This window comes from Enterococcus sp. DIV0806c, assembly GCF_051710905.1.
Lineage (GTDB): Bacteria > Bacillota > Bacilli > Lactobacillales > Enterococcaceae > Enterococcus_B > Enterococcus_B mundtii.
Genome location: NZ_JBIOLO010000001.1, coordinates 2201369 through 2214845 on the forward strand (window position 1 = coordinate 2201369; position 13477 = coordinate 2214845).

Sequence of the window (13477 nt, forward strand, 5' to 3'; positions counted from 1 at the left end):
GGTGAAAATAGTCCTCGATCATGGCTTAATTTCTTCGTTTTTGTTTAAGAAATCATGGATATCCTCACAAATTTGTTCAAAAGGCGCCTCTTGGACAGGTATTTTTTTAGGTAAAGCATGAATGATCCTCGCGCCATATTTTGCGGTCACCAATCGTCGATCTAAAATCAGCAAGACGCCTTTGTCCGTTTCCGAACGGATCAAACGACCTAAAGCTTGTCTGACCTTCAATGCTGCCTTTGGTAAGGATTCTTGATAAAAAGGATTGATGCCTTCTGATTCTAAATACGCATTTCTCGCTTTGACCATCGGACGTTGTGGATGATCGAATGGCAGTCGCGTAATGACGACTAATTGTAACGCATCTCCTGGCAGGTCGACGCCTTCCCAAAAACTATCTGCACCGAATAGTACGCTCATTTCAGAAAGAACAAAGCGTTTCAATAGTTTCTCACGACTGCCACCGATTCCTTGAGCTAAAATCTCTCTTCCTTGTTCAAGCATTGTCAAATGCATTCGTTGATATACCTTTTGTAAAACATCATGAGAGGTAAACAAAACCAGGATTGGTCTTTTTTCTTGTCTGATCAACTGGTATAACACATCCGTTAGATAATCGACATATGCTGTACCACTTAATTGATTGATCTCTGGTGCTTCTTTTGGTACGAAGATCCGTGCTTGTTTTTCGTAATCATAAGGAGAGGCAATGACTTTCAGCGGAGTTCCTTCAATTCCTAATCGTTTCGCTAAATATTGACGATCTGGACCTACTTTTAATGTCCCACCTATATATAAAATCCGTTCATAGCGCTGATACCAAACTGTGTTTGGGATCAGTGCGGCAGTGAAATCGTGGAGATGGAACATCGTCTGCTGAGGGGTGGCACCCGGAACGAACCAATGGACTAAACTTTCTTGCCAATTCTCCAACCATTCTTCCATAAAACTTGCTTGTTGATCTAAACGATCAAATAAAGCATACAAACTTGCAAGATCGACACGCATTTGCTTCGTCCAACTTTCTTGAAGCACCTCTAACCCTGAACGGATCCTGTACTGCAATTCCTTTATTTCTTGGTAAAAAAGATGAAGATGGTCAATGGCTGTACTTGCTTCAAAAGATAATTTATCCAAGTCCTCTTTCATGATCATGACTTCTTCCGGGTAAGTTTGTCTTTTTTGTTGAGGTACGATCTCAAGTAGCCCTTCAGCTAAACAAAGCTGTGCCTCACGAAGCGCAGACAACTCTTCTTTGTAGATATCAAGCCAGCGCTGGCCTTCATGATTGGCTGGAAGATAGCCTTTGAAGCGATCGAACAAACGGTCAGGTTCTTCGAATAATTGTACTTCCTTGTTAAAATAGCTCAAACTGAATCGTTGATCATTGACTTTTTCAGCAATCTCAGGCAAATGATGTGCTTCATCAATCAATAAATAAGGACTTTCAGGCAACAACGGTGCCTTTCTTTGTGTTTCTTGGACTAAAAAAGCATGGTTGACGATCAAGAAGTTACTTTGCTTGATTTGTCGATGCAAGAATCGAATAAAATCTTGTTCATAGAACGCTTGTTTTTTCGCTAAAAAGTCAAGCCCGCGATGCGAAACATCTGTAAAAAAGGCATGATTCAAATTCGTTAGATGCAACTCATCTAAATCTCCTATTTTCGTCTGTGTCAGCCAGACAAGAACCGTCATTTGATAGAGTGCATACTGCTTTTGCTCTTTTGGCTCAAGTAGTGTGGCTTTAAACCGTTGCAAATCGAGATAATGGCGGTAGCTTTTGATAATCGTCGCTTGGATCGGTTGGTCGAATAATTGGTTTAACAAAGGAATATCTTTTTCCATGATCTGCTCTTGTAAAACAAGCGATACCGTACTGATAACTGCCGGCTTCTCCGGTGTGGCTAAGTAGCTAAGAGGCAATAGATAACCAATCGTCTTACCCATACCAGTCGCTGCTTCGATCATCAAATTTTTCGATTCATCTTTGGTAAAATGATCATAGACAACATTCATCAAACGATTTTGTTCTTTACGATATATCAACGTTTTTCCAAATATTTTTTCTTTCGCTTGTTTTTTTCTTGGATAATCTTTATGGCCATAGTAAACTTCTGAAAACAGTTCGACTTCTTTTTTTTGTAAGGCGATCCCCTCGATGATTTCCAGTTCATCGGATAAAGGGGGTGGCTGCTTTCTCAGTTCGTTGGTGATTTGTTCGATGAATAATCTGGTATCCATCCCTGTATGCTTGCTCAGTTTCACGATCTGTTCAAGCGTCACTAAAGGTAACTGACGCATCCGTTCTTCAATCAGTAAGAGCAACTGTGCTGTCACTTCTGCATCACTGTCTGCCTGATGGGGGTTATCGTGGATAAAACCCAGACTTTCTGACAAATCAGCTAAACGAAAGCTCGGTTCGGTCGGCAAAAATATCTGTGCCAACTCGACCGTATCGATTCCCGGAATCTTTAATTTAGGTACGCCACAGCGAGTCAATTCATGATTCAAAAACTGATAATCAAAATAAATATTATGCGCCACGAAGATAGTATCCGCTAGAAGGTTGTAAATCGTTTGTGCTACATCTTCAAAATAGGGTGAACGATGGACACGTTGATTGGTGATCCCTGTCAAATGCTGGATCTGTTTTGAGATTTTTCGCCCAGGGTTGATATCCATCGAATAACGAGAGGTGATCCGCCCATCTTCGATCATGACACATCCAAATTGGATAATGCGATCTTCTTTTGGATTTGTCCCAGTCGTTTCAATATCAACGACTGCATAAGTTTTCGGTTTCAACATATCTTCCTCTTCTCTTCCCTCTAGTCTTCTTTTGAAATTATACTACAAATCACTTGAAAATTCTTAGGAAATCAACCTAAAGCATACGTCTGTTGTTATCTTTGCCACTAAGAGAAACAGTAAGTCCACTTCCAGCCTCCTTCTCTCGTTATCACTCATCCAACCATGCAAGGCGATGTCTAAGGTGTAGAGAATCAGAGCATATGAAAAGAAAACACAAAAAAGCCCAGACCGCTAGGAACTAGCAGACTGAGCTTTTATTTAGTAGTGGGTTAATTAAGCTTTAACAACGTTAGTTGCTTGAGGGCCACGTTGACCTTCTTCAACATCGAAGTTTACTGTTTGGCCTTCTTCTAAAGTTTTGAATCCATCACCTTGGATAGCTGAGAAATGAACGAATACATCGTTACCGTTTTCTGCTGTAATGAAACCGAAACCTTTTTCTGAGTTAAACCATTTCACTGTACCTGTTTCCATAATAAAAATCCTCCTTGTGTATCAAACACATATTTTGCAATTACTTGAATGGTGAATATCTGGAAGATGTTTATTTGAAACAAACTACCAAGATTACCGAACAAAAACTACATAGTTATTGTAGCACATTAATTACAGTTTAGCTAGTAAATTTTGGACTTTTTTTATTTTTTTTTCATTCTTTTGCTTATTTCTCCAAAAAAAACGAACGTTTTTAATTTACACTTAAAAAAAAATTCACTTTTCAACTTGCTGATCTTCTCGTCTTTCTCTTCTGAGAAATAAGAAAAAGCCACGAAATCAAGTAAATGATCTGCATGGCTTTTCCTTTCTTATTAAATGGATGACCAATCGTTTCTAGGTACTGTTCCTAGAGACTAATAACGCAATATCGCAGTCAAACTCTTTTCGTCAGGCGCATCTTTTTGATCCAAGATAAAGACTTGTCCGCCATTAGTGATCACGTCGTCAGCCAGTTGATTCAACACTTGTCGACGGTCGTATTCTGTTTCTGGGTCTTCACCAAATCCGTCAGCCAGATTAGAGGTTGCGATAAATAAGTGAGAAATCTTCCCTTCTTTCGCTGCTGGCACGATGTCCACTAGTTGATCCAAGAATTTTTTATCTAACAATTGATTGTAGCTACTTGCTTCCTTCGCTGCCAGTTCATCCGAAAGTTTCTTCGCACCTGCTTCGATATCTTTTAAAGATAATTGGGCAGGTGAAGCTGAGATCGCCACATCTGAACGGTAATAAGGGTTTTTTGCCACTTTTTTGAACATTGTTTGATTTTCAGGCAAAGCGTACAAGTACACAGGCCATTTTTCAGGATTATCCAAGCTGTCTTTAAGAAATTCATCGACCGCTTGATAATAATTGATCCAGTCAATTTCAACTTCTTCGTCTTTCGGGTTCACCCCATGGAATGTTGAGCCTTCACTACCATTTGACGAGTAGTTGATACCTCCACCTGTCAACTCAGAGCCTAAAGCTATCACCACATCTGTTGGTGCTCCTTCGGGTAGATCAACTTCTTTTACTTGTTTGTTGCTTACTTCGTAAAGCTTCATTGAATCACGATTCAATCCCAGTAAATAATACGAGTAGTTAAAATGTCCATTTTTGATGATCGCTAATAAATAAGGTAGATCACTTACATAATATTGATCATCTACTGCAATGCTCAAACGATGAACAATGGTACTTTCAGGAGACAGGATCACCGCGACACTCGCAGTGGCACTGCGCCAAAATGAAGCATCTTCTAGTAGTTGATCGATCTTTTTTTGAAAAATCGACCAATCATGCTCCGCATATTTCTTTTCAAAACGTTTTTTTGCTTCTTTTGCAAAGTTCTTGAATTTGATCTGATCTTTTTCCACATCTTGATGTGCAACGTGAGTGTTTAGCATAATAGTAATAAATGGTCCTTTGGCACCTTCTGAAGTCAGTTGTGACAGTAACTCTCTATCCTTTTTCGCCATAAACGTACCCCTCCTAAAAATCATTTCTTCAATACTACTAACTAAAGTCTACCACAACCATTTTTATCCATAAAACAAAATGACCCCTAGACAAAAAAACGTTTTCAATCTCATCTCTAACTAAGGCTTGTTTTCTTCAACTATTCTTCAAAATTTCATCAATGATTCGTTACATTTCACAGCGAAATTATTCATACCTAACTGATAACATTAAGAAAAGTAGAAATCGAGGTGTTTTTATGCAATTATTGATGATATTTAGTTTACTATGTATGACTGCTCTATTTGTATTCACTGCCTTTCGTCTAAATGAACCCGAGGCTCAACCTGTGCGAGTCAAAAAGAATCAACGCTAACTATCCTCTTGTGTTCGTTTGGTTTATCTAAAGTTTTTTTCAGAAAGATTGAAACTACGCACACTCTCTGATAAAATTTTAATTTGTAGCAAATCAAATTAGAAAACAAGGAGATTGGACATGGGCACTAAGAAAAAACATTTCGCTTTACTGTTGGCAACGCTTCTTTTGACGTTAGGATCATTCTTGCCAACTTTATCCGTACAGGCCGATGAAGCATTTTCTGTGAATTCCCAAGCAGCCTTTGCTGTGGATGCAACAAGCGGAAAAATTTTATACGACCAAGACGGAGAAAAAACAATGGGGATCGCGTCAATCTCAAAAATCATCGGGTTGTACATCGTACTTGACCAAGTCAAAGAAGGAAAATTATCCTGGGATGATGAAGTGGCAATCTCCGATTATGCTGAAACATTAAGCATCGCACCTAATTTATCGAATGTTCCCTTACATAAGGAGAATACCTATACTGTAAAAGAACTTTTTGACTCTGCCTTTATCCAATCAGCCAACGCATCAATGGTCGCTTTAGCTGAAAAGATCTCTGGTAGTGAAACAGCATTTCTGACTGTCATGAATGACCAGTTAAAAGAATGGGGCATTGAAAATGCAACGATCGTCAATGTTTCTGGGTTGAACAATGTTTACCTTGGCGCAAATCGTCCAGAAGGGACTGGCGAGGCAGATGAAAATCAAATGTCCGCAAAAGACGTAGCAATCATCGCACGTCACCTGTTACTCGATTTCCCTGAGGTACTAGAAGTGACGAGCACTGCAACAAAAATGTTTGGTGAAAACACACAATCCCCGGTGGAAATGGTCAATTGGAATTGGATGCTTCCAGGTTTTATCAACTTCAAAGAAGGCGTTGATGGACTAAAAACTGGAACAACTGATTTTGCTGGTGCTTGTTTTGTCGGTACCATCGAACGAGATGGCAAACGCATCATTACAGTCATATTGAATGCTGAAGGTCATGAGCAAAACCCAAGCGTTCGCTTCACCGAGACGGCTCGCTTGATGGATTATTGCTATGATAACTGGTCAGTCAAAGAAATCGGTAAAGCAAACGCAAGCATTCCTTCACTCAAAGCGATCGATGTGAAAAACGGAAAAGAAACTTCTGTCAATGTCGTATTAAAAAGCCCAGTCAGTGTCTGGGTCAGAAATGATATGGATACGGGTCAATTGACGATCACACCTAAGATTGATGAGACAAAGGTAAAGGATAATGAACTTGAAGCACCGATCGTTAGAGGCACAAAGGTTGGCACAGCCACCATCACTTTAGCTGATGATCAATTAGGTTACTTAGAAGATGGTGCCTCTCCAAGCACAGACATCATCACTGCTAGTTCGGTGGAAAAAGCGAACATCTTTGTGATTGGCTGGCGCAATGTCACTAATTTTTTCAGTAATCTATTCTAAATAAAAATTCCAAATAGTTAGATCAACTACTTACCCAAACAGTCAAAGCTGGCTCTTCTTCACGAATCGACGAGACGCCATCAACCTTTACTGTTTGGGTATTTTTCTGCTTCTTACAGAAAATAAATGTATTTTCTATTTTTTCTTTTTTTATAACAGCATTTTTACAAATTTTTCGTTATACTGTAGATGGTAGATTGTTACTTGGAGGGTTGGTCTATGAGGGGCGAGTAACACTATCAGTTCGTGTTGAATAATCATCACTAGTCTGTTAATCAGCTGTTTCCTTTTTCATTCGCAGTGATGACTCCACGATTAGAAAAAGGAGTTGGTATTATGAATTTAACAAGAGATTTGATTTTTTCGATTCTCTATATCGTTGGGATGGTTGGGATCATCACCTGGCGCAGGAAACAAAAAGATCCAGCGTTATTCTTTTATTGTGGTACTTGGACATTCGCATTGATGCTTACGTATTTCATTGTATTGGAGATCTTTTATGCGAGTTTTTATTTCTTGATCCCTCTCGCTTTTTTCAGTATCTTTGCTTTTTTTTATTTTACCGAAAAAAGGCGACTACTGAATGGTTTGATCTTCAATTTATTTTTGATTAGTTTCGGCGCTTATTTATTACTCTTGCTTTTTGAGACGCAGAATATCTTTATTGGTGGGATTTTTGCTTTGATTGCAGTACCTGCTCTATTGATTTTACTATTTGGTATATATATTTTGGTCGTCTTTCTCATTTGGAATGGCATCATCGTCTTAAAAAGAGAATCACGTTCACTGGCTAATCTTTTGACTTTACTACTAGGGATTGCATTAACACTATATATAGTTGCCACAGTATTTTTAATCAATTACTTGCCAGCGTGGATCAATGTTCTTCTTTCTGGTATAGCAGTTATCTTGATTTATCTGTTTATTGTCTTCTATAATTTTATGACTGTCTCTTTCTTATATCAGTTCAACCGACCACGTTATAACCAGAATTATATTATTGTGTTAGGCGCAGGCCTGATCAACGGGGAACGTGTTTCTCCCCTGCTAGCTAAACGGATCGACAAAGCGATTGCCTTTTATTGGGCCCAAAGTCATGCTACGCTCAATCCACCGATTCTTTTGATGTCTGGTGGTCAAGGTGCAGACGAAAAGTTACCAGAAGCAATTGCCATGAAAAACTATGCCTTGGAAAAAGGGATTCCAGAGCGAGACATTTTAGTTGAAACAAATTCAACAACCACTTTAGAAAATATGCGTTTCTCTAAAGAATTGATGGATCGTGAATCTGGCGGTGGCGCTTATCGTGCGATTTTCAGTTCAAATAATTACCACATTTTCCGTGCAGGACTCTTTGCGAAGCAAGCACAGTTAAAAGCCAATGGTATTGGTGCAAAAACAGCCTTTTATTATTTGCCGAATGCTTTTCTTAGAGAATATATCGCGATCTTGATGTTGCACAAAAAACGTCACATGATCGTATGTGGTACTATCTTTGGACTGACTGGATTGCTAGCTTTGATCACACTTATCGCCTAAAAAAAAGAAGTTGCGCTTCATGCAACTTCTTTTTTTCTTTCAATCAGTAAACTATTCTCTCTGATCTTTTTTCATTGGTAAAAATAAAATCCCTTTTTTGATCATTACTTTTTGTGCGGAGTAGATTCCGTTATTTCCTGAACACATGAAACTGATCAAACAAATCATAAAAAAGAAACTAGCTGCTTCTCCTCCAAATAATTCGATCCCCATAACAAAACAAGCAATTGGTGTATTCGTCGCTCCAGAAAACACACCAATAAATCCTAATGCAGCTAGAAAAGGAATCGAAACATGCAAGATAGGAGCTAAAGTTGCCCCTAGAGTTGCGCCAATCTCAAACAAAGGGGTTACTTCCCCACCTTGATAGCCAGCGCCTAATGAAAGGACAGTAAATCCCAATTTACCGATAAAATCATAGGCATGTGCTTTTCCGGCAAATGCATCTTGCAATAAAGGTAAGCTAAGTCCTAAGTAGCGTTGTGTTTGTAAAATCAGTGCAACAACTACGACAATTCCTCCACCAATAAAATTTCTAGTGATTGGATGTTTGAACCATTTCAGATACCACTTTTTCAAAAAGACGATCGAACGACTAAAAACCCAACCAATCACGCCAAATGCGATACCCGCCACCATCAATTTGCCAAATAGAGCAGGACTCCACCCTGGGATTTCCCCCATCTTATAATGGATATGCGTGACACCAATACTTTCCGTTACAAAATTAGCAAATAAAGCAGCAAAAAAACTGGGAAAGATCGCTTCTGTTCGCATCTTTCCGATCGCTAATACTTCAAGTCCAAACAATGTGCCTGCTAAAGGTGTCCCAAACACTGAACTAAATCCCGCACTGATCCCACTAATGATCAGCACCTCTCGTTCGATAGGACTCAATTTTAATCCTCTTGCTAGATTTTCAGCTAAAGCGCCCCCCATTTGGACTGCTGTTCCTTCTCGGCCGACAGAACCGCCAAAGAGATGCGTCGTGATCGTACCGAAAAGCGTTAAAGGAATCAATCGAAGCGGGATTTTTTCTTCTCCACCATTCCCTTGATCAATGACCAGATTATTCCCACGACTGGCATTTCCACCGTATCGTTGATAAAGAAATGCAAATAATGCCCCACTAACGGGTAATAGATACAATAACCAAGTATGTGCTTCTCGTAAATCCGTCACCACGGTTAAGCTATTTAGAAAAAAAGCGGAAAGTCCTCCCATTAGTACGCCTAAACAAGCAGTGATCACTAACCATTTCAACATATATGCTCCTACTCTGAATGGACTAAGTAAACGTTGATCCATTTTTCTATTCCTCCCCACAAAAAAAGCCTACTAAAAAAACGGATTCTCCGATTTTTAGTAGGCGTCATTAGTCATCTATCGATCGACATTTAAAGGCGAACACCATCACCTATTCATTTACAGAAAGTCTATCATACATTCTCAAGAAAAACAATGGCGCTATTTTTCTTTCTTCACGATGTCTGTAAATTCATAGAATGGTGCCAGCTTTACTAGTTGCTGATTGCACTGATCACTATCATGACAAATGTAATTTCCTTTTTTAGTATACGTGCCATCTGATCCTGATTTTGTCGTAGAAAGAAACATCGAAACACTCGAAGTCTTATGGCAAATCGCGCATACTCCTTTGATGATCGTCGGAGAAAGTGTGCCATGGACACCTTGTAGCTGCTCATCTGCATAATAAAGCAGATATTTCTTCTGTGTACCTGGATCATTCCAGCCCACATAAGTATGCTCTTTAAGATCCAATGTTTGCCAATCTGGGTGTTTCAACTTTTTCACTTTTCGGAATATTTTTTCCACTTGGATTTTTGATGGTTGCTTGAATGGCGCAACATATTCTTTTAAACGTTCGAGCAATTCTGTCGCTTTTTCTTTTTTCAAGTTTGTGTCCATGATTTGCTTCACAAATGGTTCAAGTAAGGCGATTACATTTGGATCATTTTCTACTACCTCGTTGATTCGTTCTGTGGCTAATGCTTGAACGGTTGCGACAGTTTTTTTATCATTCACTGAATGATAGACATTTAACAGTTGCTCGATTTCTCGTTTGATAAAGAAATATTGATACGTTTTGATTGTTGTTTCCATGATTTTTTGAGTCCTTTCTTCTTTCAAAAGTAGCTACTTTGAAGAAAAAAGAGTCCTTCAACAAAGTAAGCTTAATAACTGAAGTCCTTGAACTCTGCTAAATAAGATACGTATGGCATCTTATCATCACCCCCTTTATGCTTTTTTTCATCTATGTACATTCACCTAATAAAGAGTTAACCTTATAAAACTTGTTTCGTCAACTACTTTCCCACAAAAAAACAGTCAAAGGTTTCCCATGATCGGGACCTTCGACTGTTTTCGTTCGGCTGGTCAAATAGTTAGATCGACTGTTCTTTTCCAAAATATCGTTGCCATTTTTGTTTCATTGTATCCGTTACTGGTTGCGCCGCTTCTTTCACTGCACAATACTTGTCAACAAATGTCACAATATAGCTTTCTTTGTATTTTGGTGGAGCGATCGTTGCCCCCCACATATGTTTCAAGATGATGTCACGCTCTAAATCAGAAAGTTCAGTAATCTTTTCTGCATTTTTCACAGCGATCCTAGGATGCACATACGCATGTGTGCCTTCATCAAATTTTGTTGTACGCCAGTCATAATAGAATAGGTCATGTAAAAGTCCTGCACGTGCAGTAGCTCTTGCATCTCCCCCCCATTTTTTTGCTAATTTGTAACTATGATAAGAAACACTGATCGAGTGTTCCAATCTTGTCGAATGTACATGTTGGATATAATCAGCTAATTTTTGTACTGCTTCTGTTTCTAATAGATCTTCGATATAAGACATGTATTCTTCGTCTTCACGCCATTTTTCTGTCATAATTTTCGATCTGCCACCTTTTTGAATTTCATTTATCGTTGAAATTGTACATAGTATATCATTCATGTTCGGAATATTCTAGTGAGGTTGTTTAAAAATCCAAAAAGCTTAATAGTTCCTTAATCAAGAAGAAAGATGATACAACAATATGCCCGTAGCTACACCGACATTCAATGATTCAGCATGACCATTCATGGGGATATAGATGTTTTTATCAGTTAGTGCTAATAACTCTGACCGCACACCTTGCCCTTCATTTCCCATAATGATCACATAATTTTTTGTTGGTACGACGGTTGGAAGAGAAACAGCTTCTTCATTGAGTTCTGTTCCGTATATCGCAAATCCTTTTTCTTTCAATTCAGGAATGAGCGCGTCTAACTCTTGTGAGATAACTGGTAAATGGTAATTGCTTCCCTGCATACTTCTTAAAACTTTGGTGCTATAAATATCAGCTGAACCTTTCCCTAAGATCACACCTGCTAAACCAAACGCATCTGCTGTTCGGATCATCGTTCCGACATTTCCAGGATCTTGGACATTGTCTAAAAGCAACCAGCCTCCTGTATCTATTGACACCTGGCTAACTTCTAGCGGCATCACTGCCACGATTCCTTGTGGTGTTGGTAGATCAGAGATCACCGCCATCACCTCATCCGTGACTAAAAAGCAATCCAATGTGTGTTGTTCGACCCATGTCCCCCATTCTGACCAGCCTCTTTCAGTCAGAAAGATCTCTTTAGGTATGACTTTGGCATTCACAGCTTCTTCGATCAAGTGAAACCCTTCAAGCAGGTACTCCTGTCCTTCTTCGCGGTGCTTCTTTTTATGTAATTTTTTTATTTCTTTGATTCTAGGATTTTTTGCTGATTGAATTTTTTTCACGTTTTCCACCTCACTTCATTATAGCATGGAATCAATCGTTGGGCTTGTTAGTTTTATAAAAAATCGTTATCATAAATTTATCAAATAGAGGAAAGAGTGGTGCTTCAAATGAAAAAAGTTAAAATGAATGTTCAAGGGCGTGTCCAAGGTGTAGGTTTTCGTTATATGACAAAAATAGTAGCTGATCAATTAGGCGTGACAGGAACAGTTAAAAACGAAGAAGATGGTTCGGTGACGATCGAAGCCGCTGGTGAGGAGGAAACCATCGATCAGTTCATCAAAGAAGTCAAGCAATCACCTAGTCCCAGTGGTCGTGTCCAATATGTCGACTTACAAGAACATCCGATGATGGAAGAACGAAAGAAATTTGATGTAATTGGCTAAATTTCTCTTCTTGAACGCACATATGAAGAAAGTCGTTGTTGCCGTCTACTGACAGATGATTTTTTCAATTGTCTGTTCTTTTACTGGTCTTCCCTGTCCCTCACAGGATTGGCTAAACTTAGGGGAATTATTTGAATTTTCTATGAAGTTCATTGAATTATTCTTATATTTTTAGTATAGTTAAGCTTGTGTAAAAATTTTAAAAGAGGAAGTATTTTATGAATAAATGGAAAAATTGGTTACTAGGTTCTGGTCTTGTAACACTCTTACTTTTCTTATCTGGTTGTGTCAGAATGGACTCTGAAGGAAACCCTGATACATCTGGGATCGTCTATCGCGTATTAGTACATCCTATGGGACAAGCGATTACATATCTTGTGCAGAATTTCAACTGGTCATACGGTTGGGCTGTTATCTTGATGACTGTGATCGTGCGAATCATCATTTTACCTTTAGGAATCAGTCAATCGAAAAAGACAATGATCCAATCTGAAAAAATGCAAGCATTGAAACCTCAAGTCAGTGCCGCCCAAGAAAAACTAAAAGCGGCAACGACCCGTGAAGAACAAATGGCTGCGCAAGCGGAGATGCAACAAGTGTATCGCGAAAATGGGTTAAGTATGACTGGCGGAATCGGTTGTTTACCTTTATTGATCCAAATGCCGATCTTCTCAGCACTGTACTTCACTGCTCGTTATACAGAGGGTATCCGTGAATCGACTTTTTATGGGATCGATTTAGGAAATCCAAGTTTGGTCTTAGTTGCGATTGCCGGGATTGCTTACCTTATCCAAGGGTATATCTCAACGATCGGTATTCCTGAAGAACAGAAAAAAACGATGCGCACCATGTTGATCGTTTCACCTGCGATGATCGTCTTCATGTCGATCAGTGCTCCTGCGGGAGTGACCCTTTACTGGGTAGTCGGTGGTATCTTTAGTTGTCTACAAACATTCATCACCAATGTGATCATGAAGCCACGCTTAAAAGCACAGGTCGCAGAAGAATTGAAACAAAATCCACCGAAACAAGTCGTGACACCTCGCAAAGATGTGACACCTGAAGAAACGACGAAAACAACGAAAAAAATCAATACACAAGCAACCAAGAAAAATGCTAACGGTCGAAATGCCGGTAAACAGCAACGTAAAAAATAAAAGGTTTGGGATGTTCGCATCCCAAACCTTTTTTTGTTTCAAGCTTT

Annotated in this window: 11 protein-coding genes and 1 riboswitch; of the genes, 4 read left to right on the plus strand and 7 right to left on the minus strand. The window is 39.1% G+C overall.

The window, feature by feature from the left end:
- Positions 1-18: 18 nt before the first annotated feature.
- The 3 genes from IGK77_RS10310 to IGK77_RS10320 form a co-directional block, all read right to left on the minus strand.
- Complete coding sequence (locus IGK77_RS10310; protein ID WP_177187659.1) at positions 19-2808, minus strand: helicase C-terminal domain-containing protein; 2790 nt, start codon at positions 2806-2808, stop codon at positions 19-21.
- Positions 2809-3087: 279 nt separating this feature from the next.
- Positions 3088-3288, minus strand: coding sequence for a cold-shock protein (locus IGK77_RS10315; protein ID WP_005875554.1), 201 nt, complete (start codon positions 3286-3288; stop codon positions 3088-3090).
- A gap of 377 nt (positions 3289-3665) precedes the next feature.
- A complete protein-coding gene (locus IGK77_RS10320) occupies positions 3666-4772 on the minus strand; it encodes a baeRF6 domain-containing protein (protein WP_074799531.1) in 1107 nt (368 codons plus the stop codon).
- Positions 4773-5248: 476 nt separating this feature from the next.
- Here IGK77_RS10320 and IGK77_RS10325 point away from each other — a divergent pair, with 476 nt between their 5' ends.
- On the plus strand, positions 5249-6556 hold the full coding sequence (locus tag IGK77_RS10325) for a serine hydrolase (protein ID WP_074799532.1): 1308 nt from the start codon (positions 5249-5251) through the stop codon (positions 6554-6556).
- A 336-nt stretch (positions 6557-6892) separates the two neighbouring features.
- Positions 6893-8095 carry a YdcF family protein gene (locus IGK77_RS10330; protein ID WP_074799533.1) on the plus strand — a complete coding sequence of 401 codons (1203 nt, stop codon included), beginning with the start codon at positions 6893-6895 and terminating at the stop codon, positions 8093-8095.
- 51 nt (positions 8096-8146) lie between these two features.
- Here IGK77_RS10330 and IGK77_RS10335 read toward each other — a convergent pair whose 3' ends face one another.
- The 4 genes from IGK77_RS10335 to IGK77_RS10350 form a co-directional block, all read right to left on the minus strand.
- Complete coding sequence (locus tag IGK77_RS10335) at positions 8147-9403, minus strand: voltage-gated chloride channel family protein (RefSeq protein ID WP_074799534.1); 1257 nt, start codon at positions 9401-9403, stop codon at positions 8147-8149.
- Between the two features lie 51 nt (positions 9404-9454).
- Positions 9455-9522: riboswitch (Fluoride riboswitch) on the minus strand.
- A 40-nt stretch (positions 9523-9562) separates the two neighbouring features.
- Positions 9563-10219 (minus strand): FusB/FusC family EF-G-binding protein, encoded by a 657-nt coding sequence (locus IGK77_RS10340; protein WP_074799578.1) that lies wholly within the window; start codon positions 10217-10219, stop codon positions 9563-9565.
- A 281-nt stretch (positions 10220-10500) separates the two neighbouring features.
- A complete protein-coding gene (locus IGK77_RS10345) occupies positions 10501-11004 on the minus strand; it encodes an HD domain-containing protein (RefSeq protein ID WP_071866780.1) in 504 nt (167 codons plus the stop codon).
- 123 nt (positions 11005-11127) lie between these two features.
- A complete protein-coding gene (locus IGK77_RS10350; RefSeq protein WP_071866779.1) occupies positions 11128-11889 on the minus strand; it encodes a TrmH family RNA methyltransferase in 762 nt (253 codons plus the stop codon).
- 108 nt (positions 11890-11997) lie between these two features.
- Between IGK77_RS10350 and IGK77_RS10355 the strand changes: the two genes are divergently transcribed.
- Positions 11998-12273: an acylphosphatase gene (locus tag IGK77_RS10355; protein WP_034687338.1), complete on the plus strand. Its 276-nt coding sequence runs from the start codon at positions 11998-12000 to the stop codon at positions 12271-12273.
- 218 nt (positions 12274-12491) lie between these two features.
- Complete coding sequence (gene yidC / locus IGK77_RS10360; RefSeq protein ID WP_019723692.1) at positions 12492-13430, plus strand: membrane protein insertase YidC; 939 nt, start codon at positions 12492-12494, stop codon at positions 13428-13430.
- Positions 13431-13477: the final 47 nt, after the last annotated feature.

What these genes read in the sequence shown, in the direction of transcription:
- IGK77_RS10315 (WP_005875554.1), bottom strand. Translation starts at nt 3,288, where the DNA reads ATGGAAACAGGTACAGTGAAATGGTTTAACTCAGAAAAAGGTTTCGGT.
- IGK77_RS10345 (WP_071866780.1), bottom strand. Translation starts at nt 11,004, where the DNA reads ATGACAGAAAAATGGCGTGAAGACGAAGAATACATGTCTTATATCGAA.
- yidC (WP_019723692.1), top strand. Translation starts at nt 12,492, where the DNA reads ATGAATAAATGGAAAAATTGGTTACTAGGTTCTGGTCTTGTAACACTC.
- IGK77_RS10320 (WP_074799531.1), bottom strand. Translation starts at nt 4,772, where the DNA reads ATGGCGAAAAAGGATAGAGAGTTACTGTCACAACTGACTTCAGAAGGT.
- IGK77_RS10335 (WP_074799534.1), bottom strand. Translation starts at nt 9,403, where the DNA reads ATGGATCAACGTTTACTTAGTCCATTCAGAGTAGGAGCATATATGTTG.
- IGK77_RS10325 (WP_074799532.1), top strand. Translation starts at nt 5,249, where the DNA reads ATGGGCACTAAGAAAAAACATTTCGCTTTACTGTTGGCAACGCTTCTT.
- IGK77_RS10340 (WP_074799578.1), bottom strand. Translation starts at nt 10,219, where the DNA reads ATGGAAACAACAATCAAAACGTATCAATATTTCTTTATCAAACGAGAA.
- IGK77_RS10330 (WP_074799533.1), top strand. Translation starts at nt 6,893, where the DNA reads ATGAATTTAACAAGAGATTTGATTTTTTCGATTCTCTATATCGTTGGG.
- IGK77_RS10355 (WP_034687338.1), top strand. Translation starts at nt 11,998, where the DNA reads ATGAAAAAAGTTAAAATGAATGTTCAAGGGCGTGTCCAAGGTGTAGGT.